The 19,523-nt window shown below is 41.7% G+C and carries 36 protein-coding genes; all 36 read left to right on the plus strand.

Annotated elements, in window-relative coordinates:
* Positions 1-11: 11 nt before the first annotated feature.
* The 36 genes from ACT17O_RS01650 (at position 12) to ACT17O_RS01825 (ending at position 19,499) form a co-directional block, all read left to right on the plus strand.
* Entirely contained in the window at positions 12-152 is a 141-nt protein-coding gene (locus ACT17O_RS01650; RefSeq protein ID WP_000521625.1) for a hypothetical protein, read from the plus strand.
* A gap of 44 nt (positions 153-196) precedes the next feature.
* On the plus strand, positions 197-697 hold the full coding sequence (locus tag ACT17O_RS01655) for a GNAT family N-acetyltransferase (protein WP_444817598.1): 501 nt from the start codon (positions 197-199) through the stop codon (positions 695-697).
* Positions 698-701: 4 nt separating this feature from the next.
* Positions 702-1,298, plus strand: coding sequence for an anaerobic ribonucleoside-triphosphate reductase activating protein (gene nrdG, locus ACT17O_RS01660; protein ID WP_444817599.1), 597 nt, complete (start codon positions 702-704; stop codon positions 1,296-1,298).
* Positions 1,295-1,921, plus strand: coding sequence for a uridine kinase family protein (locus ACT17O_RS01665; protein ID WP_444817600.1), 627 nt, complete (start codon positions 1,295-1,297; stop codon positions 1,919-1,921). The genes nrdG and ACT17O_RS01665 overlap by 4 nt, the downstream gene beginning before the upstream one ends.
* A gap of 265 nt (positions 1,922-2,186) precedes the next feature.
* Complete coding sequence (gene rpsJ, locus ACT17O_RS01670; protein WP_444817601.1) at positions 2,187-2,495, plus strand: 30S ribosomal protein S10; 309 nt, start codon at positions 2,187-2,189, stop codon at positions 2,493-2,495.
* An 82-nt stretch (positions 2,496-2,577) separates the two neighbouring features.
* Positions 2,578-3,204, plus strand: coding sequence for a 50S ribosomal protein L3 (rplC, locus tag ACT17O_RS01675; RefSeq protein ID WP_000160197.1), 627 nt, complete (start codon positions 2,578-2,580; stop codon positions 3,202-3,204).
* A gap of 24 nt (positions 3,205-3,228) precedes the next feature.
* Positions 3,229-3,852 carry a 50S ribosomal protein L4 gene (rplD, locus tag ACT17O_RS01680; RefSeq protein WP_000024537.1) on the plus strand — a complete coding sequence of 208 codons (624 nt, stop codon included), beginning with the start codon at positions 3,229-3,231 and terminating at the stop codon, positions 3,850-3,852.
* A complete protein-coding gene (locus ACT17O_RS01685) occupies positions 3,852-4,148 on the plus strand; it encodes a 50S ribosomal protein L23 (RefSeq protein ID WP_001055347.1) in 297 nt (98 codons plus the stop codon). The genes rplD and ACT17O_RS01685 overlap by 1 nt, the downstream gene beginning before the upstream one ends.
* A gap of 17 nt (positions 4,149-4,165) precedes the next feature.
* Positions 4,166-4,999 (plus strand): 50S ribosomal protein L2, encoded by an 834-nt coding sequence (gene rplB / locus ACT17O_RS01690; RefSeq protein WP_000512910.1) that lies wholly within the window; start codon positions 4,166-4,168, stop codon positions 4,997-4,999.
* A 103-nt stretch (positions 5,000-5,102) separates the two neighbouring features.
* On the plus strand, positions 5,103-5,384 hold the full coding sequence (rpsS, locus tag ACT17O_RS01695; RefSeq protein WP_000533766.1) for a 30S ribosomal protein S19: 282 nt from the start codon (positions 5,103-5,105) through the stop codon (positions 5,382-5,384).
* Positions 5,385-5,395: 11 nt separating this feature from the next.
* Positions 5,396-5,740, plus strand: coding sequence for a 50S ribosomal protein L22 (gene rplV, locus ACT17O_RS01700; RefSeq protein ID WP_000818137.1), 345 nt, complete (start codon positions 5,396-5,398; stop codon positions 5,738-5,740).
* Between the two features lie 12 nt (positions 5,741-5,752).
* Complete coding sequence (gene rpsC / locus ACT17O_RS01705) at positions 5,753-6,406, plus strand: 30S ribosomal protein S3 (RefSeq protein ID WP_000529936.1); 654 nt, start codon at positions 5,753-5,755, stop codon at positions 6,404-6,406.
* A 3-nt stretch (positions 6,407-6,409) separates the two neighbouring features.
* On the plus strand, positions 6,410-6,823 hold the full coding sequence (gene rplP, locus ACT17O_RS01710; RefSeq protein ID WP_000960946.1) for a 50S ribosomal protein L16: 414 nt from the start codon (positions 6,410-6,412) through the stop codon (positions 6,821-6,823).
* A 9-nt stretch (positions 6,824-6,832) separates the two neighbouring features.
* Positions 6,833-7,039: a 50S ribosomal protein L29 gene (gene rpmC, locus ACT17O_RS01715; RefSeq protein WP_000772918.1), complete on the plus strand. Its 207-nt coding sequence runs from the start codon at positions 6,833-6,835 to the stop codon at positions 7,037-7,039.
* A gap of 24 nt (positions 7,040-7,063) precedes the next feature.
* The gene (gene rpsQ, locus ACT17O_RS01720; protein WP_000440801.1) at positions 7,064-7,324 is read left to right on the plus strand and encodes a 30S ribosomal protein S17; all 261 of its coding nucleotides are present in this window, start codon (positions 7,064-7,066) and stop codon (positions 7,322-7,324) included.
* Between the two features lie 25 nt (positions 7,325-7,349).
* The gene (gene rplN, locus ACT17O_RS01725) at positions 7,350-7,718 is read left to right on the plus strand and encodes a 50S ribosomal protein L14 (protein ID WP_000616545.1); all 369 of its coding nucleotides are present in this window, start codon (positions 7,350-7,352) and stop codon (positions 7,716-7,718) included.
* Between the two features lie 77 nt (positions 7,719-7,795).
* The gene (gene rplX, locus ACT17O_RS01730) at positions 7,796-8,101 is read left to right on the plus strand and encodes a 50S ribosomal protein L24 (RefSeq protein ID WP_000497691.1); all 306 of its coding nucleotides are present in this window, start codon (positions 7,796-7,798) and stop codon (positions 8,099-8,101) included.
* Positions 8,102-8,124: 23 nt separating this feature from the next.
* Positions 8,125-8,667 (plus strand): 50S ribosomal protein L5, encoded by a 543-nt coding sequence (gene rplE / locus ACT17O_RS01735; RefSeq protein ID WP_000013542.1) that lies wholly within the window; start codon positions 8,125-8,127, stop codon positions 8,665-8,667.
* A 17-nt stretch (positions 8,668-8,684) separates the two neighbouring features.
* The gene (locus tag ACT17O_RS01740) at positions 8,685-8,870 is read left to right on the plus strand and encodes a type Z 30S ribosomal protein S14 (protein WP_001085697.1); all 186 of its coding nucleotides are present in this window, start codon (positions 8,685-8,687) and stop codon (positions 8,868-8,870) included.
* 213 nt (positions 8,871-9,083) lie between these two features.
* Positions 9,084-9,482: a 30S ribosomal protein S8 gene (gene rpsH / locus ACT17O_RS01745; protein ID WP_000245504.1), complete on the plus strand. Its 399-nt coding sequence runs from the start codon at positions 9,084-9,086 to the stop codon at positions 9,480-9,482.
* Positions 9,483-9,671: 189 nt separating this feature from the next.
* Positions 9,672-10,208: a 50S ribosomal protein L6 gene (gene rplF, locus ACT17O_RS01750; RefSeq protein ID WP_000086626.1), complete on the plus strand. Its 537-nt coding sequence runs from the start codon at positions 9,672-9,674 to the stop codon at positions 10,206-10,208.
* An 83-nt stretch (positions 10,209-10,291) separates the two neighbouring features.
* Positions 10,292-10,648, plus strand: coding sequence for a 50S ribosomal protein L18 (gene rplR, locus ACT17O_RS01755; protein ID WP_129313533.1), 357 nt, complete (start codon positions 10,292-10,294; stop codon positions 10,646-10,648).
* 17 nt (positions 10,649-10,665) lie between these two features.
* Positions 10,666-11,160, plus strand: coding sequence for a 30S ribosomal protein S5 (rpsE, locus tag ACT17O_RS01760; RefSeq protein ID WP_000874204.1), 495 nt, complete (start codon positions 10,666-10,668; stop codon positions 11,158-11,160).
* Positions 11,161-11,173: 13 nt separating this feature from the next.
* Positions 11,174-11,356: a 50S ribosomal protein L30 gene (rpmD, locus tag ACT17O_RS01765; RefSeq protein ID WP_000057241.1), complete on the plus strand. Its 183-nt coding sequence runs from the start codon at positions 11,174-11,176 to the stop codon at positions 11,354-11,356.
* A gap of 144 nt (positions 11,357-11,500) precedes the next feature.
* On the plus strand, positions 11,501-11,941 hold the full coding sequence (rplO, locus tag ACT17O_RS01770) for a 50S ribosomal protein L15 (RefSeq protein ID WP_000766089.1): 441 nt from the start codon (positions 11,501-11,503) through the stop codon (positions 11,939-11,941).
* 12 nt (positions 11,942-11,953) lie between these two features.
* Positions 11,954-13,264 carry a preprotein translocase subunit SecY gene (secY, locus tag ACT17O_RS01775; RefSeq protein ID WP_045592922.1) on the plus strand — a complete coding sequence of 437 codons (1,311 nt, stop codon included), beginning with the start codon at positions 11,954-11,956 and terminating at the stop codon, positions 13,262-13,264.
* Between the two features lie 145 nt (positions 13,265-13,409).
* Complete coding sequence (locus tag ACT17O_RS01780; protein WP_001050433.1) at positions 13,410-14,048, plus strand: adenylate kinase; 639 nt, start codon at positions 13,410-13,412, stop codon at positions 14,046-14,048.
* 116 nt (positions 14,049-14,164) lie between these two features.
* On the plus strand, positions 14,165-14,383 hold the full coding sequence (infA, locus tag ACT17O_RS01785; RefSeq protein ID WP_001029883.1) for a translation initiation factor IF-1: 219 nt from the start codon (positions 14,165-14,167) through the stop codon (positions 14,381-14,383).
* Between the two features lie 24 nt (positions 14,384-14,407).
* On the plus strand, positions 14,408-14,524 hold the full coding sequence (rpmJ, locus tag ACT17O_RS01790; RefSeq protein ID WP_001808836.1) for a 50S ribosomal protein L36: 117 nt from the start codon (positions 14,408-14,410) through the stop codon (positions 14,522-14,524).
* 17 nt (positions 14,525-14,541) lie between these two features.
* Positions 14,542-14,907, plus strand: a complete 366-nt coding sequence (gene rpsM, locus ACT17O_RS01795; protein WP_000090781.1) for a 30S ribosomal protein S13 — start codon at positions 14,542-14,544, stop codon at positions 14,905-14,907.
* 17 nt (positions 14,908-14,924) lie between these two features.
* Positions 14,925-15,308, plus strand: a complete 384-nt coding sequence (rpsK, locus tag ACT17O_RS01800; protein ID WP_001118385.1) for a 30S ribosomal protein S11 — start codon at positions 14,925-14,927, stop codon at positions 15,306-15,308.
* Between the two features lie 42 nt (positions 15,309-15,350).
* Positions 15,351-16,286, plus strand: coding sequence for a DNA-directed RNA polymerase subunit alpha (locus ACT17O_RS01805; protein WP_444817602.1), 936 nt, complete (start codon positions 15,351-15,353; stop codon positions 16,284-16,286).
* 11 nt (positions 16,287-16,297) lie between these two features.
* The gene (rplQ, locus tag ACT17O_RS01810; protein ID WP_000331493.1) at positions 16,298-16,684 is read left to right on the plus strand and encodes a 50S ribosomal protein L17; all 387 of its coding nucleotides are present in this window, start codon (positions 16,298-16,300) and stop codon (positions 16,682-16,684) included.
* 263 nt (positions 16,685-16,947) lie between these two features.
* Positions 16,948-17,214: an ACT domain-containing protein gene (locus tag ACT17O_RS01815; RefSeq protein WP_065371530.1), complete on the plus strand. Its 267-nt coding sequence runs from the start codon at positions 16,948-16,950 to the stop codon at positions 17,212-17,214.
* Positions 17,215-17,223: 9 nt separating this feature from the next.
* Positions 17,224-18,561 carry a PFL family protein gene (locus ACT17O_RS01820; RefSeq protein WP_444817603.1) on the plus strand — a complete coding sequence of 446 codons (1,338 nt, stop codon included), beginning with the start codon at positions 17,224-17,226 and terminating at the stop codon, positions 18,559-18,561.
* A gap of 236 nt (positions 18,562-18,797) precedes the next feature.
* Positions 18,798-19,499: a histidine phosphatase family protein gene (locus ACT17O_RS01825; RefSeq protein WP_444817604.1), complete on the plus strand. Its 702-nt coding sequence runs from the start codon at positions 18,798-18,800 to the stop codon at positions 19,497-19,499.
* The last annotated feature ends 24 nt before the right edge of the window (positions 19,500-19,523 follow it).

Here is a 19,523-nt window from a genome sequence, read left to right on the forward strand (position 1 = left end):
AAGGAAATGGAATGGGGAAATACCAATTAGACGATAAGGGACGCGCACAAGTGACCCGTTATCACGAGAAACACTCGAAAGGTGGAACAGGTAAAAAAGAACGCTTGCTCAACCTCAGAGAACAGTTTTTAAACAAGAACAAGAAAAAATAAAAGTGAGAGTCTGCTCTCACTTTTCTCTTAGGTGGGAGGGGAATATGGAACTACGCAGACCGATATTGGCAGATAAAGCAACAGTTTTAGAGATGATGGCAGAGTTTGAACAGACTCAATCAGCCCACGATGGCGGATTTTGGGATGCTGAGAATTTTGTTTATGAAGAGTGGTTAGAAGACAATCTTCAAGCGGAAGCGGGACTCAATATTCCTGAAAACTGGGTTCCTGCTATCCAGCTGGTTAGTTTTGACGTAGCAGGCCAGGCTCTTGGCTTTCTCAACCTTCGTCTCCGATTAAATGACTACTTACTAGAAAACGGGGGCCATATTGGCTACTCCATTCGTCCATCTGAAAGAGGTAAGGGTTATGCCAAAGAATCCCTCCGACAAGGTCTACAAGTTGCTAAGGAAAAGAACATCAAAAAAGCACTTGTGACCTGTAGTACGGAAAATCCTGCTAGTAGGGCGGTGATTGTGGCAAATAGTGGGGTGTTTGAAGATGTTCGCAATGGCGTAGAACGTTACTGGATAGATTTGGAGTAGAAGGATGACATGGAATACACCAAAACCAGGCGAGTGGAAAAGTGAAGAACTCAGTCAGGGGCGTATCATTGATTACAAGGCCTTTAACTTTGTCGATGGAGAAGGTGTGCGCAACTCTCTCTATGTATCAGGTTGCATGTTTCACTGCGAGGGGTGCTATAATGTTGCGACTTGGTCTTTCAACGCAGGCATTCCCTATACGGCAGAATTAGAAGAACAAATCATGGAAGACCTTGCCCAGCCCTATGTTCAAGGCTTGACCTTACTGGGAGGAGAACCTTTTCTCAATACTGGTATCCTCTTGCCCCTCGTTAAGCGCATTCGAAAGGAACTGCCAGACAAAGACATCTGGTCTTGGACGGGCTACACTTGGGAAGAAATGATGCTGGAGACTCCAGATAAACTGGAACTCTTATCATTGATTGACATCCTTGTCGATGGACGGTATGATAAAAGCAAGCGCAATCTCATGCTCCAGTTTCGAGGTTCGTCCAATCAACGGATTATTGATGTGCAAAAATCTCTCAAAAGTGGGAAAGTGGTGATTTGGGATAAGCTTAATGACGGAAAAGAAAGCTATGAACAGGTGAAGAGAGAATGAAGAAAAAAGACCTGATAGAACAACTGGTTTCAGAGATCGAAACGGGAGGAATTAGGACGCTAGGGATCTACGGTCATGGGGCTTCAGGTAAGTCAACCTTCGCTCAGGAATTACATCAAGCCCTAGATGCCACTACAGTAAATTTACTAGAAACAGATCCCTATATCACTTCAGAACGTCACCTGGTAGTACCAAAGCAAGCACCAAATCAAAAGGTGACAGCTTGTCTCCCAGTGGCGCATGAATTAGCAAGTTTACAGAGAGATATTCTCGCTTTGCAGGCAGGTATGGATGTCTTAACAATTGATGAACCGTGGAAGGCTAGCGAGGTCTTGTCTGGAGCCAAACCGATTCTGATTGTCGAAGGGATGTCTGTGGGTTTTCTACCCAAGGAACTCTTTGACAAAACCATCTGTTTCTACACGGATGAAAAAACAGAGTTAAAGAGGCGCTTAGCTCGAGATACGACTATGAGAAATCGCGATGCATCTTTTGTATTAGCTAGCCATCAGATGAGACGGGAGCAGTATCTGCGATACTATAGAGAAAACGAGTCTAAAGCGGACATTTTAGTAGATCAATCAGAAGATACATTCAAGGTCAAAATGACTCATATTATATAGAAGAAAAGACGGTTTTTTATAGATATAAATCCTCAATCTTGGAAAAATGAAAATAGAAAACAGTTTCATCCTGAAAAAACGAAAAAAAGCTCACAAATCCCTTGCAATCGCAGGGGCTTTGTGTTATTCTATTATGGTGCTGTAAATTACAGCCTTAGCTTTGATGCAAGAGGTTGCGACACGCTCGGTTGCATTGCCACGCAACGCGCGTCGGTTTTCTTGTGGAGCTAGCCTATTATCTTAAATAGACGAAAAGGAGAAAAAGATGGCAAACAAAAAAATCCGTATCCGTTTGAAAGCTTACGAACACCGTACGCTTGACACAGCGGCTGCAAAAATCGTAGAATCAGCTGCTCGTACAGGTGCACAAGTTGCGGGTCCAATCCCACTTCCAACTGAGCGTAGCCTCTACACAATCATTCGTGCGACTCACAAATACAAAGACTCTCGCGAACAATTTGAAATGCGTACACACAAACGTTTGATCGATATCGTTAACCCAACTCAAAAAACAGTTGATGCCTTGATGAAATTGGATCTTCCAAGTGGTGTAAACGTAGAAATCAAACTTTAATCCAAAGTTTGAAACCTTGAGCATGAAAAACGCTCGTTAAAAACTTTTTGAATAAAAAATATAGAAAAGGAACTATTTTCTCATGACAAAAGGAATCTTAGGGAAAAAAGTGGGAATGACTCAAATCTTCACTGAAGCTGGCGAATTGATCCCTGTAACAGTTATTGAAGCAACTCCAAACGTTGTTCTTCAAGTTAAAACTGTAGAAACAGACGGATATAACGCTATCCAAGTTGGTTTCGATGACAAACGCGAAGTATTGAGCAACAAACCTGCTAAAGGACATGTAGCGAAAGCTAACACGGCTCCTAAGCGCTTCATTCGTGAATTCAAAAACGTTGAAGGCTTGGAAGTTGGTGCTGAAATCACAGTTGAAACATTCGCAGCTGGAGACGTTGTTGACGTAACTGGTACTTCTAAAGGTAAAGGTTTCCAAGGTGTTATCAAACGCCACGGACAATCACGTGGACCAATGGCTCACGGTTCTCGTTACCACCGTCGTCCAGGTTCTATGGGACCTGTTGCACCAAACCGCGTATTCAAAGGTAAAAACCTTGCAGGACGTATGGGTGGCGACCGCGTAACAATTCAAAACCTTGAAGTGGTACAAGTTGTTCCAGAAAAGAACGTTATCCTTATCAAAGGTAACGTACCAGGTGCTAAGAAATCTCTTATCACTATCAAATCAGCAGTTAAAGCTGGTAAATAATAAAGAAAGGGGAAATCAGTCACAATGGCAAACGTAACATTATTTGACCAAACTGGTAAAGAAGCTGGCCAAGTTGTTCTTAACGATGCAGTATTTGGTATTGAACCAAATGAATCAGTTGTGTTTGATGTGATCATCAGCCAACGCGCAAGCCTTCGTCAAGGAACACACGCTGTTAAAAACCGCTCTGCAGTATCAGGTGGTGGACGCAAACCATGGCGTCAAAAAGGAACTGGACGTGCTCGTCAAGGTTCTATCCGCTCACCACAATGGCGTGGTGGTGGTGTTGTCTTCGGACCAACTCCACGTTCATACGGCTACAAACTTCCACAAAAAGTTCGTCGCCTAGCTCTTAAATCAGTTTACTCTGAAAAAGTTGCTGAAAACAAATTCGTAGCTGTAGACGCTCTTTCATTTACAGCTCCAAAAACTGCTGAATTTGCAAAAGTTCTTGCAGCATTGAGCATCGATTCTAAAGTTCTTGTTATCCTTGAAGAAGGAAATGAATTCGCAGCTCTTTCAGCTCGTAACCTTCCAAACGTGAAAGTTGCAACTGCTACAACTGCAAGTGTTCTTGACATCGCAAATAGCGACAAACTTCTTGTCACACAAGCAGCTATCTCTAAAATCGAGGAGGTTCTTGCATAATGAATTTGTATGATGTTATCAAAAAACCTGTCATCACTGAAAGCTCAATGGCTCAACTTGAAGCAGGTAAATATGTATTTGAAGTTGACACTCGTGCACACAAACTTTTGATCAAGCAAGCTGTTGAAGCTGCTTTCGAAGGTGTTAAAGTTGCCAACGTTAACACAATCAACGTAAAACCAAAAGCGAAACGTGTTGGACGTTACACTGGTTTTACTAACAAAACTAAAAAAGCTATCATCACACTTACAGCTGATTCAAAAGCAATCGAGTTGTTTGCTGCTGAAGCTGAATAATCTAAGGAGGAAATATCGTGGGAATTCGTGTTTATAAACCAACAACAAACGGTCGCCGTAATATGACTTCTTTGGATTTCGCTGAAATCACAACAAGCACTCCTGAAAAATCATTGCTTGTTGCTTTGAAGAGCAAGGCTGGTCGTAACAACAACGGTCGTATCACTGTTCGTCACCAAGGTGGTGGACACAAACGTTTCTACCGTTTGGTTGACTTCAAACGTAACAAAGACAACGTTGAAGCAGTTGTTAAAACTATCGAGTACGATCCAAACCGTTCTGCAAACATCGCTCTTGTACACTACACTGACGGTGTGAAAGCATACATCATCGCTCCAAAAGGTCTTGAAGTTGGTCAACGTATCGTTTCAGGTCCTGAAGCAGATATCAAAGTCGGAAACGCTCTTCCACTTGCTAACATTCCAGTTGGTACTTTGATCCACAACATCGAGTTAAAACCAGGTCGTGGTGGAGAATTGGTACGTGCTGCTGGTGCTTCTGCCCAAGTATTGGGTCAAGAAGGTAAATACGTTCTTGTTCGTCTTCAATCTGGCGAAGTTCGTATGATTCTTGGAACTTGTCGTGCTACAGTTGGTGTTGTCGGAAACGAACAACATGGACTTGTAAACCTTGGTAAAGCAGGACGTAGCCGTTGGAAAGGTATCCGCCCAACAGTTCGTGGTTCTGTAATGAACCCTAACGATCACCCACACGGTGGTGGTGAAGGTAAAGCACCAGTTGGTCGTAAAGCGCCATCTACTCCATGGGGCAAACCTGCTCTTGGTCTTAAAACTCGTAACAAGAAAGCGAAATCTGACAAACTTATCGTTCGTCGTCGCAACGAGAAATAATAGTAAACTAGTCGCCTAAGCAACTAGGAAATCCGCCAGCTCGGTAGCGCTCCATGTGAGCGCAAGCCGCTGTGGTACAACATTTAAAGGAGAAAAAATAAAAATGGGACGCAGTCTTAAAAAAGGACCTTTCGTCGATGAGCATTTGATGAAAAAAGTTGAAGCTCAAGCTAACGACGAAAAGAAAAAAGTTATCAAAACTTGGTCACGTCGTTCAACGATCTTCCCAAGTTTCATTGGTTACACTATTGCAGTTTATGACGGACGTAAACACGTACCTGTTTACATCCAAGAAGACATGGTAGGTCACAAACTTGGTGAATTTGCACCAACTCGTACTTACAAAGGTCACGCTGCAGACGACAAGAAAACACGTAGAAAATAAGGAGAACATAAATGGCAGAAATTACTTCAGCTAAAGCAATGGCTCGTACAGTACGTGTTTCACCTCGTAAATCACGTCTTGTTCTTGACAACATCCGTGGTAAAAGCGTAGCCGATGCTATTGCAATCTTGACATTCACACCAAACAAAGCTGCTGAAATCATCTTGAAAGTTTTGAATTCAGCTGTAGCTAACGCTGAAAATAACTTTGGTTTGGACAAAGCTAATTTGGTAGTATCTGAAGCATTCGCAAACGAAGGACCAACTATGAAACGTTTCCGTCCACGTGCGAAAGGTTCAGCTTCACCAATCAACAAACGTACAGCTCACATCACTGTAGCTGTTGCAGAAAAATAAGGAGGTAACATCGTGGGTCAAAAAGTACATCCAATTGGTATGCGTGTCGGCATCATCCGTGATTGGGATGCCAAATGGTATGCTGAAAAAGAATACGCGGATTACCTTCATGAAGATCTTGCAATCCGTAAATTCGTTCAAAAAGAACTTGCTGACGCAGCAGTTTCAACTATCGAAATCGAACGCGCAGTAAACAAAGTTAACGTTTCACTTCACACTGCTAAACCAGGTATGGTTATCGGTAAAGGTGGTGCTAACGTTGATGCACTCCGTGCAAAACTTAACAAATTGACTGGAAAACAAGTACACATCAACATCATCGAAATCAAACAACCTGATTTGGATGCTCACCTTGTAGGTGAAGGAATTGCTCGTCAATTGGAGCAACGTGTTGCTTTCCGTCGTGCACAAAAACAAGCAATCCAACGTGCAATGCGTGCTGGAGCTAAAGGAATCAAAACTCAAGTATCAGGTCGTTTGAACGGTGCAGATATTGCCCGTGCTGAAGGATACTCTGAAGGAACTGTTCCACTTCACACACTTCGTGCAGATATCGATTACGCTTGGGAAGAAGCAGATACTACATACGGTAAACTTGGTGTTAAAGTATGGATCTACCGTGGTGAAGTTCTTCCAGCTCGTAAAAACACTAAAGGAGGTAAATAACCAATGTTAGTACCTAAACGTGTTAAACACCGTCGTGAATTCCGTGGAAAAATGCGCGGTGAAGCAAAAGGTGGAAAAGAAGTAGCATTTGGTGAATACGGTCTTCAAGCTACAACTAGCCACTGGATCACTAACCGCCAAATCGAAGCTGCTCGTATCGCCATGACTCGTTACATGAAACGTGGTGGTAAAGTTTGGATTAAAATCTTCCCACACAAATCATACACTGCTAAAGCTATCGGTGTGCGTATGGGATCTGGTAAAGGGGCACCTGAAGGTTGGGTTGCACCAGTTAAACGTGGTAAAGTGATGTTCGAAATCGCTGGTGTATCTGAAGAGATTGCTCGCGAAGCGCTTCGTCTTGCAAGCCACAAATTGCCAGTTAAATGTAAATTCGTAAAACGTGAAGCAGAATAAGGAGAAGGCATGAAACTTAATGAAGTAAAAGAATTTGTTAAAGAACTTCGTGGTCTTTCTCAAGAAGAACTCGCGAAGCGCGAAAACGAATTGAAAAAAGAATTGTTTGAACTTCGTTTCCAAGCTGCTACTGGTCAATTAGAACAAACAGCTCGCTTGAAAGAAGTTAAAAAACAAATCGCTCGTATCAAAACAGTTCAATCTGAAGCGAAATAATAGACTAGGGAAGGAGAAATTTCAATGGAACGCAATAATCGTAAAGTTCTTGTTGGACGTGTTGTATCTGACAAAATGGACAAGACAATCACAGTTGTAGTTGAAACAAAACGTAACCACCCAGTCTATGGTAAACGTATTAACTACTCTAAGAAATACAAAGCACATGATGAAAACAATGTTGCCAAAGAAGGTGATATCGTACGTATCATGGAAACTCGTCCGCTTTCAGCTACAAAACGTTTCCGTCTTGTAGAAGTTGTTGAAGAAGCGGTCATCATCTAATCAAACCTGAAAGGAGAAAACTGAAATGATTCAAACAGAAACTCGTTTGAAAGTCGCAGACAACAGCGGTGCGCGCGAAATCTTGACTATCAAAGTTCTTGGTGGTTCAGGACGTAAATTTGCAAACATCGGTGATGTTATCGTGGCATCTGTAAAACAAGCTACTCCTGGTGGTGCGGTTAAAAAAGGTGACGTTGTAAAAGCTGTTATCGTTCGTACTAAATCAGGTGCTCGTCGTGCTGATGGTTCATACATCAAATTTGACGAAAACGCAGCAGTTATCATCCGTGAAGACAAAACTCCTCGCGGAACACGTATCTTTGGTCCAGTTGCACGTGAATTGCGTGAAGGTGGCTTCATGAAGATCGTGTCACTTGCTCCAGAAGTACTTTAATTTTTAGAAGCAAACTAGTCCCCTAGCTTCAAGCTAGGGTGCCCTTATGGGCGTAAGAAAAATCAAGGAGAAACCTAATGTTTGTAAAAAAAGGCGACAAAGTTCGCGTAATCGCTGGTAAAGATAAGGGAACAGAAGCTGTTGTCCTTACTGCCCTTCCAAAAGTAAACAAAGTTATCGTTGAAGGTGTTAACATCGTTAAGAAACACCAACGTCCAACTAACGAGCTTCCTCAAGGTGGTATCATCGAGAAAGAAGCAGCTATCCACGTATCAAACGTTCAAGTATTGGACAAAAATGGTGTAGCTGGTCGTGTTGGTTACAAATTTGTAGACGGTAAAAAAGTTCGCTACAACAAAAAATCAGGCGAAGTGCTTGATTAATCACGAAGGAAAGGAGAAGTATAATGGCAAATCGTTTAAAAGAAAAATATCTTAATGAAGTAGTTCCTGCTTTGACAGAACAATTCAACTACTCATCAGTGATGGCTGTGCCTAAAGTAGATAAGATCGTTTTGAACATGGGTGTTGGTGAAGCTGTTTCAAACGCTAAAAGTCTTGAAAAAGCTGCTGAAGAATTGGCACTTATCTCAGGTCAAAAACCACTTATCACTAAAGCTAAAAAATCAATCGCCGGCTTCCGTCTTCGTGAAGGTGTTGCGATCGGTGCAAAAGTTACCCTTCGTGGTGAACGTATGTACGAATTCTTGGACAAATTGGTTTCAGTTTCACTTCCACGTGTGCGTGACTTCCACGGTGTTCCAACAAAATCATTTGATGGACGCGGAAACTACACTCTTGGTGTGAAAGAACAATTGATCTTCCCAGAAATTAACTTTGATGACGTTGACAAAACTCGTGGTCTTGACATCGTTATCGTAACAACTGCTAACACTGACGAAGAGTCACGTGCATTGCTTACAGGCCTTGGAATGCCTTTTGCAAAATAATATAGGAGGTAAATCTAATGGCTAAAAAATCAATGATTGCTAAGAACAAACGTCCAGCGAAGTTCTCTACTCAAGCTTATACTCGTTGTGAAAAATGTGGTCGTCCACATTCAGTTTACCGCAAATTTAAACTTTGCCGTGTTTGCTTCCGTGAATTAGCTTACAAAGGACAAATTCCTGGTGTAACAAAAGCATCTTGGTAATATCATGATACAAAGAGCGTAACAACCACAGCAAAAATAGAAAATTTGGTGAAGGAGCGATGCTCCAAAACAAATTTATCTTTTTTGCACAGGTCGTAGCTCGTGTTCAAATAAGAGTTCTCTTATTTGAATGTGTCAATACTATCTGAGCCCAGCTCAATCATTAACTAGCAAGTGCAACTTGCAAACTACTAGTAAGAGGAGAAAAACAAAATGGTTATGACTGACCCAATCGCAGACTTCCTAACTCGTATTCGTAACGCTAACCAAGCGAAACACGAAGTACTTGAAGTACCTGCATCAAACATCAAAAAAGGGATTGCCGAAATCCTTAAACGCGAAGGTTTTGTAAAAAACGTTGAAATCATAGAAGATGACAAACAAGGCATCATCCGTGTATTCCTTAAATACGGACCAAACGGTGAAAAAGTTATCACTAACTTGAAACGTGTTTCTAAACCAGGACTTCGTGTCTACAAAAAACGTGAAGATCTTCCAAAAGTTCTTAACGGACTTGGAATTGCTATCCTTTCAACTTCTGAAGGTTTGCTTACTGATAAAGAAGCTCGCCAAAAGAATGTTGGTGGTGAGGTTATCGCTTACGTTTGGTAATATTTAGCTCCCAATTTCTTTGTGACTCGTCGTTATCGTCTCTTGCCTAACCCAAAGTTATGCCGGCGAGACGATGCCTAGATTCACTTTGAAATTGAAACCTAAATGTTCCTTTAAATCGAGAAATCGATTTAAGCCCCCGTGAAAACTGGCCATTCTGGCCTGACAATTTAACAGGAGAAAATAAACATGTCACGTATTGGTAATAAAGTTATCGTGTTGCCTGCTGGTGTTGAAATCACTAACAATGACAACGTTGTAACTGTAAAAGGACCTAAAGGAGAACTTACTCGTGAGTTCTCAAAAGATATTGAAATTCGTGTGGAAGGAACGGAAGTAACTCTTCACCGTCCAAACGATTCAAAAGAAATGAAAACAATCCACGGAACTACTCGTGCCCTTTTGAACAACATGGTTGTTGGTGTATCAGAAGGATTCAAGAAAGAACTTGAAATGCGCGGGGTTGGTTACCGTGCACAACTTCAAGGATCTAAACTTGTTTTGGCTGTTGGTAAATCTCATCCAGACGAAGTTGAAGCTCCAGAAGGAATTACTTTTGAACTTCCAAACCCAACAACAATCGTTGTTAGCGGAATTTCAAAAGAAGTAGTTGGTCAAACAGCTGCTTACGTACGTAGCCTTCGTTCACCAGAACCATATAAAGGTAAAGGTATCCGTTACGTTGGTGAATTCGTTCGCCGTAAAGAAGGTAAAACAGGTAAATAATGTTGAGTGGTTGATTTTTAACCACCAACCTATTTTCCAACTTAGTGCATAGCACACGATTTAAAACTAAAGAGGTGAAAACTGTGATTTCTAAACCAGATAAAAACAAACTCCGCCAAAAACGCCACCGTCGCGTTCGCGGAAAACTCTCTGGAACTGCTGATCGCCCACGTTTGAACGTATTCCGTTCTAATACAGGCATCTACGCTCAAGTGATTGATGACGTAGCGGGTGTAACGCTCGCAAGTGCTTCAACTCTTGACAAAGAAGTTTCACAAGGAACTAAAACTGAACAAGCCGTTACTGTCGGTAAACTCGTTGCAGAACGTGCAAACGCTAAAGGTATTTCAGAAGTGGTGTTCGACCGCGGTGGATATCTATATCACGGACGTGTGAAAGCTTTGGCTGATGCAGCTCGTGAAAACGGATTGAAATTCTAATAGGAGGACACTAGAAAATGGCATTTAAAGACAATGCAGTTGAATTAGAAGAACGCGTAGTTGCTGTCAACCGTGTTACAAAAGTTGTTAAAGGTGGACGTCGTCTTCGTTTCGCAGCTCTTGTTGTTGTTGGTGACCACAACGGTCGCGTAGGATTTGGTACTGGTAAAGCTCAAGAAGTTCCAGAAGCAATCCGCAAAGCAGTAGAAGATGCTAAGAAAAACTTGATTGAAGTTCCTATGGTTGGGACAACAATCCCACACGAAGTTCTTTCAGAATTCGGTGGAGCTAAAGTATTGTTGAAACCTGCTGTAGAAGGTTCTGGAGTTGCCGCTGGTGGTGCAGTTCGTGCCGTTGTGGAATTGGCAGGTGTGGCAGATATTACATCTAAATCACTTGGTTCTAACACTCCAATCAACATTGTTCGCGCAACTGTTGAAGGTTTGAAACAATTGAAACGCGCTGAAGAAGTTGCTGCCCTTCGTGGTATTTCAGTTTCTGATTTGGCATAAGAAAGGGGATAAAATGGCTCAAATTAAAATTACTTTGACTAAGTCTCCAATCGGACGCATTCCATCACAACGTAAAACTGTTGTAGCACTTGGACTTGGCAAATTGAACAGCTCTGTTATCAAAGAAGACAACGCTGCTATCCGTGGTATGATCACTGCAGTATCTCACTTGGTAACAGTTGAAGAAGTAAACTAATGAATTTTTAGGGGATGTGGCAATACTCATCCCCTAAAACTAGGTATAGTCATCTAAGATGACAATGTATAGGCGAGTTGATAAGGGAGACAACCTTTTCTCTCTTATCGGCGCTAGCATTTTACAAAAGAGGAGAAAATAATAATGAAACTTCATGAATTGAAACCTGCAGAAGGTTCTCGTAAAGTACGTAACCGTGTTGGTCGTGGTACTTCATCAGGTAACGGTAAAACATCTGGTCGCGGTCAAAAAGGTCAAAAAGCTCGTAGCGGTGGCGGAGTTCGCCTTGGTTTTGAAGGTGGACAAACTCCATTGTTCCGTCGTCTTCCAAAACGCGGATTTACTAACATCAACGCTAAAGAATACGCAATTGTAAACCTTGACCAATTGAACGTCTTTGAAGACGGTGCAGAAGTAACTCCAGTTGTACTTATCGAAGCAGGAATTGTGAAAGCTGAAAAATCAGGAGTTAAAATTCTTGGTAACGGTGAGTTGACTAAGAAATTGACTGTGAAAGCAGCTAAATTCTCTAAATCAGCTGAGGAAGCTATCACTGCTAAAGGTGGTTCTGTAGAAGTCATCTAAGAGAGGTGACCCATGTTTTTTAAATTACTAAAAGAAGCGCTCAAGGTTAAACAAGTTCGATCAAAAATTCTCTTTACGATTTTTATCATCCTTGTTTTCCGTATTGGGACAAGTATCACTGTTCCAGGTGTGAATGCAAAAAGTTTAGAAGCTCTCAGTGGTTTATCTTTCTTGAACATGCTTAGTCTTGTTTCAGGGAATGCCATGAAGAACTTCTCCGTTTTTGCACTCGGAGTAAGTCCTTATATCACTGCTTCCATCGTTGTTCAATTGCTACAAATGGATCTTTTACCGAAGTTTGTAGAATGGGGCAAACAAGGGGAAGTAGGACGGAGAAAACTAAACCAGGCTACTCGTTATATTGCACTTGTGCTTGCATTTGTTCAATCTATCGGGATTACAGCAGGATTTAATACTCTATCTGGAGCGAAATTATTAACGACAGCGTTAACTCCACAGGTTTTTGTTACCATTGGTATTATCCTCACGGCAGGTAGTATGATTGTAACTTGGCTCGGGGAACAAATTACAGATAAGGGATACGGAAACGGTGTTTCTATGATTATCTTTGCAGGTATTGTTGCTTCAATCCCTGAGATGATTAAAGGCATCTATGTTGACTACTTCGTCAATATTCCAAGTAGCCGTTTGACTTCATCTATTATCTTTGTCGTTATTTTGATTATCGCTGTCTTGTTGATTGTATACTTTACAACCTATGTTCAACAGGCAGAATATAAAATTCCAATCCAATATACAAAAGTTGCTCAAGGAGCCCCATCAAGCTCATACCTTCCATTGAAGGTAAACCCAGCGGGGGTTATCCCAGTTATCTTTGCAAGTTCCATCACAGCAGCACCTGCAGCCATTCTTCAATTTTTGAGTGCTACAGGTCATGATTGGGCTTGGGTACGTACAGCACAGGAAATGTTATCTACAACATCTCCGACTGGTGTTGCTATGTATGCCTTGCTAATCATTCTCTTTACATTCTTCTATACATTTGTACAGATCAATCCAGAGAAGGCAGCAGAAAACTTGCAAAAGAGTGGAGCCTACATTCATGGTGTCCGTCCTGGTAAGGGTACTGAAGAGTTCATGTCGAAACTTCTTCGTCGCCTTGCGACTGTCGGATCAATCTTCCTTGGTGTGATTTCAATCTTGCCGATTGTGGCAAAAGATGTCTTTGGTCTTTCAGAAGCTGTTGCTTTTGGGGGAACTAGTCTTTTGATCATTATCTCAACCGGTATCGAAGGAATCAAACAACTTGAAGGTTACCTATTGAAACGTAAGTATGTTGGTTTCATGGACAAAACAGAATAAAAGCAAAATTACTTTTGCTTAGAGAGTGGAGTATGAAGATCTATCTATCAGAGAGATTTTCGTCTCCCCTCTTCTATTTTGTTTTTAAATAGGGGTTGAAACAAATTTCTACTTCTATTTAAATACAAAATAAGGAGATCCTATCATGAATCTTTTGATTATGGGCTTACCTGGAGCAGGTAAGGGAACGCAAGCAGCTAAAATTGTGGAGCAATTCCACGTGGCACACATTTCAACTGGAGATATGTTCCGTGCTGCTATGGCAAATCAAACTGAAATGGGTGTACTTGCAAAGTCATATATTGACAAAGGTGAGTTGGTTCCAGATGAAGTTACAAATGGCATCGTTAAAGAACGCCTTTCACAGGACGACATCAAGGAAACAGGTTTCTTGTTGGATGGTTACCCACGTACAATTGAACAAGCCCATGCCTTGGACAAAACATTGGCGGAACTCGGTATCGAACTGGAAGGTGTGATCAATATCGAAGTGAATCCAGATTGCCTCTTGGAACGTTTGAGTGGTCGTATTATCCACCGCGAAACAGGTGAAACCTTCCACAAAGTTTTCAACCCACCAGTTGACTATAAAGAGGAAGATTACTACCAACGTGAAGATGATAAACCTGAGACAGTGAAGCGTCGTTTGGATGTGAATATCGCCCAAGGTGAACCAATCATTGCTCACTACCGTGCCAAAGGATTGGTCCACGATATCGAAGGAAATCAAGATATCAATGATGTGTTCAAAGACATCGAAAAAGTATTGACAAATTTGAAATAAAGCGTTTTTCATACTTGCAAAAAATCGCTACAAATGTTATACTGAGATAGTCTGACTTATAATTGTTGTCTCTGTTTTCAGAGGCATCGAATCGAAATTTATGGAGGTGCTTTTGCGTGGCAAAAGACGATGTGATTGAAGTTGAAGGCAAAGTAGTCGATACAATGCCTAACGCAATGTTTACGGTTGAACTTGAAAATGGACATCAGATTTTAGCAACAGTTTCTGGTAAAATTCGTAAAAACTATATTCGTATTTTAGCGGGAGATCGTGTTACTGTCGAGATGAGTCCATATGACTTAACACGTGGACGTATCACTTACCGCTTTAAATAATCGAAAAACTTGGAGGGATAAGAAATGAAAGTAAGACCATCGGTCAAACCAATTTGCGAATACTGTAAAGTAATTCGTCGTAATGGTCGTGTTATGGTAATTTGCCCAGCAAATCCAAAACACAAACAACGTCAAGGATAAGATAGAAAGGAGAAAACATGGCTCGTATTGCTGGAGTTGACATTCCAAATGACAAACGCGTAGTAATCTCATTGACTTACGTTTATGGTATCGGACTTGCAACATCTAAGAAAATTTTGGCTGCTGCTGGAATCTCAGAAGATGTTCGTGTACGTGACCTTACATCAGATCAAGAAGATGCTATCCGTCGTGAAGTGGATGCAATCAAAGTTGAAGGTGACCTTCGTCGTGAAGTAAACTTGAACATCAAACGTTTGATGGAAATCGGTTCTTACCGTGGTATTCGTCACCGTCGTGGACTTCCTGTCCGTGGACAAAACACTAAAAACAACGCTCGCACTCGTAAAGGTAAAGCTGTTGCGATTGCTGGTAAGAAAAAATAATATAGGAGGTAAAAGTCTTGGCTAAACCAACACGTAAACGTCGTGTGAAAAAGAATATCGAATCTGGTATTGCTCATATTCACGCTACATTTAATAACACTATTGTTATGATTACTGATGTGCATGGTAATGCAATTGCTTGGTCATCAGCTGGTGCTCTTGGTTTCAAAGGTTCTCGTAAATCTACACCATTCGCTGCTCAAATGGCTTCTGAAGCTGCTGCTAAATCTGCACAAGAACACGGTCTTAAATCAGTTGAAGTTACTGTAAAAGGTCCAGGTTCTGGTCGTGAGTCAGCTATTCGTGCGCTTGCTGCCGCTGGTCTTGAAGTAACAGCAATTCGTGATGTGACTCCAGTGCCACACAATGGTGCTCGTCCTCCAAAACGTCGCCGTGTATAATCATCGCATTACACTGCTTTTCGTTTAAGAGGGAGTAACTAAATGATTGAGTTTGAAAAACCAAATATAACAAAAATTGATGAAAATAAAGATTATGGCAAGTTTGTAATCGAACCACTTGAACGTGGCTACGGTACAACTCTTGGTAACTCTCTTCGTCGTGTACTACTAGCTTCTCTACCAGGAGCAGCAGTGACATCTATCAACATTGAAGGTGTCTTGCATGAGTTCGACACAGTTCCAGGTGTTCGTGAAGACGTGATGCAAATCATTCTGAACATTAAAGGGATTGCAGTGAAATCATACGTTGAAGACGAAAAAGTCATTGAACTTGACGTTGAAGGCCCTGCTGAAATTACAGCTGGAGACATTTTGACTGATAGTGATATTGAAATTGTAAATCCAGATCATTATCTCTTTACAATCGGTGAAGGTTCTTCTTTAAAAGCGACAATGACTGTTAACAGTGGTCGTGGATATGTACCTGCTGATGAAAACAAAAAAGATAATGCACCAGTTGGAACACTTGCTGTAGATTCTATTTATACACCAGTTACAAAAGTCAACTATCAAGTAGAGCCTGCTCGTGTAGGTAGCAATGATGGATTTGACAAATTAACCCTTGAAATCTTGACTAATGGAACAATTATTCCAGAAGATGCTTTAGGGCTTTCAGCACGTATCTTGACAGAACATCTTGATTTGTTTACAAATCTTACTGAGATTGCTAAGTCAACTGAAGTGATGAAAGAAGCTGATACTGAATCTGACGATCGTATTTTGGATCGTACGATTGAGGAACTGGACTTGTCTGTGCGTTCATACAACTGTTTGAAACGTGCCGGTATCAATACTGTGCATGATTTGACAGAAAAATCTGAAGCAGAGATGATGAAAGTACGAAATCTTGGACGCAAGAGTTTGGAAGAAGTGAAACTCAAACTCATTGATTTGGGTCTTGGATTAAAAGATAAATAAAGGAGGAATACATGGCTTACCGTAAACTAGGACGCACTAGCTCACAACGTAAAGCAATGCTTCGCGATTTGACAACTGACCTTTTGATCAACGAATCAATCGTGACAACTGAAGCTCGTGCTAAAGAAATCCGTAAAACTGTTGAAAAAATGATTACTCTAGGTAAACGTGGTGATTTGCATGCACGTCGTCAAGCAGCTGCTTTCGTACGTAATGAAATCGCATCTGAAAACTATGATGAAGCAACTGATAAGTACACTTCTACTACAGCACTTCAAAAATTGTTCTCAGAAATCGCACCTCGTTATGCTGAACGTAACGGTGGATACACTCGTATCCTTAAAACTGAACCACGTCGTGGTGATGCTGCGCCAATGGCGATCATCGAATTAGTATAAAATCATCAATTTTGTTGAGTGTTATGATGATGGAGTCTTGTGCTCTTAGTCTAGCTCTGGTCTACCGCTGGGACTTCGGTCCTAGCGGGAACACTCATCATCAATTGATAGGGTAGACGCTTGTTTACGAAATTGTTTTTTTCTTAAGAACAACTTCGTAAGCAGGCGTTTTTTAGTATTTTCTATGGAAATATGCTATACTAGGAAAAAAGAAAATCAAAAACGTTCAGGTTTTCTAAAAATCGTAGAAATGGGGTATAAGGATGAAGGCTATTATTACAGTGGTTGGTAAGGACAAGGCTGGGATCGTTGCAGGCGTGTCTACTAAGATTGCAGACTTGGGTTTGAATATTGACGATATTTCTCAGACGGTGTTGGATGAATACTTTACTATGATGGCGGTCGTTTCTAGTGACGAAAAACAGGATTTCACTTATCTACGAAATGAGTTTGAAACTTTCGGTCAGACCTTGAATGTCAAAATCAATATTCAAAGTGCGGCGATTTTTGACGCTATGTATAATATCTAGGAGGTGGCTATGGATATTAGACAAGTTACAGAAACCATTGCCATGATCGAGGAGCAGAACTTCGATATCAGAACCATCACCATGGGGATTTCCCTTTTGGACTGTATTGATCCAGACATCGAACGTGCTGCTGAAAAAATTTACCAAAAAATCACCACTAAAGCTGCAAATCTAGTGGCTGTTGGAGATGAAATTGCTGCAGAACTTGGGATTCCTATTGTTAATAAACGGGTATCGGTGACTCCGATTTCTTTGATTGGAGCAGCGACAGATGCGATAGACTATCTTGTTTTGGCAAAGGCACTTGACAAGGCTGCCAAGGAGATTGGTGTTGACTTTATCGGTGGATTCTCAGCTTTGGTACAAAAAGGCTACCAAAAAGGAGATGAAATTCTCATCAATTCTATCCCACGCGCTCTAGCTGAGACAGACAAGGTTTGTTCGTCTGTTAACATTGGCTCAACTAAGTCAGGTATCAACATGACTGCGGTCGCTGATATGGGACGTATCATCAAGGAAACAGCTGCGCTATCAGATATGGGTGCGGCCAAGTTGGTCGTATTTGCTAATGCTGTTGAGGACAATCCTTTTATGGCAGGGGCCTTTCATGGTGTTGGCGAAGCAGATGTTATCATCAATGTCGGGGTTTCGGGTCCTGGTGTGGTCAAACGTGCCTTGGAAAAGGTTCGTGGACAGAGCTTTGATGTAGTAGCGGAAACAGTCAAGAAAACGGCCTTCAAGATTACTCGTATCGGTCAATTGGTCGGGCAAATGGCGAGTGAACGCCTTGGTGTTGACTTTGGGATTGTCGACCTAAGCTTGGCACCAACTCCTGCAGTTGGTGATTCTGTGGCACGTGTCCTTGAGGAAATGGGCCTAGAAACAGTTGGTACGCATGGGACGACGGCTGCCCTCGCTCTTTTGAATGACCAAGTTAAGAAGGGCGGAGTGATGGCTTGTAACCAAGTCGGCGGCTTGTCAGGTGCTTTTATCCCCGTTTCTGAAGATGAGGGGATGATTGCTGCGGTGCAAGATGGTTCTCTGAATTTAGAGAAACTAGAAGCCATGACGGCTATCTGTTCAGTTGGACTGGATATGATTGCCATTCCAGAAGATACGCCTGCTGAAACCATTGCGGCTATGATTGCAGATGAGGCGGCAATCGGTGTTATTAACATGAAAACAACGGCTGTCCGTATTATTCCAAAGGGCAAGGAAGGCGATATGATTGAGTTTGGTGGCTTGCTAGGGACAGCTCCAGTAATGAAGGTCAACGGGGCTTCGTCTGTTGATTTCATCTCTCGCGGTGGGCAAATCCCAGCTCCAATCCATAGTTTTAAAAATTAATAAAAAAGAGAGAGGATTTAAGTTGAGTTTAAGGATGACTGTGTATACTATAATCATTAAATAAAGACCTCCTAACTTTATTTAATAGAAATCCTAAACTTTTTCATAATAATCTCCTAGGGAAGCTACCATGAGGGTAGCTTTTCTTTTGGCTAATTTACAAATGTTGGCTTTGCTTTTGAAAGCCGAATATTTCTTTGATCCATGATATAATAGAAGAAAATGGAGGATAGAAAATGTCTAAAGTAAGATTGTACTTGGTCCGTCATGGGAAAACGATGTTTAACACCATTGGACGTGCTCAAGGATGGAGTGATACACCTCTGACTGCAGAAGGTGAGTTGGGAATCCATGAACTGGGAATTGGCTTGAGAGAGTCTGGCTTGCAGTTTGACCGCGCTTATTCCAGCGATTCAGGGCGGACTATTCAAACCATGGGAATTATCCTAGAAGAACTTGGACTACAGGGGAAAATCCCTTACCGAATGGACAAGCGCATCAGAGAGTGGTGCTTTGGTAGTTTTGATGGGGCCTATGATGGGGACCTCTTTATGGGCTTGATTCCGAGAATTTTCAATGTAGACCATGTTCATCAGTTGTCCTATGCAGAACTAGCAGAAGGTTTGGTAGAGGTTGATACTGCAGGCTGGGCTGAAGGTTGGGAAAAACTCAGTGGTCGAATCAAGGAAGGCTTTGAAGCGATTGCTAAAGAAATGGAAGAACAAGGTGGGGGTAATGCCCTCGTCGTGAGTCATGGAATGACTATTGGGACCATTGTGTATCTGATTAATGGTATGCATCCGCATGGTCTCGATAATGGTAGCGTGACGATTCTTGAATATGAGGACGGTCAGTTTAGCGTAGAAGTTGTTGGTGACCGTAGCTATCGAGAGCTCGGACGTGAGAAGATGGAAGAGCCCTCTATTCAGTCAAAATAGAACTGCTTGCCATAAACTAGAGAT

Origin of the sequence: Streptococcus sp. HJ1, assembly GCF_052399005.1 — a bacterium.
Classification (GTDB): Bacteria; Bacillota; Bacilli; order Lactobacillales; family Streptococcaceae; genus Streptococcus.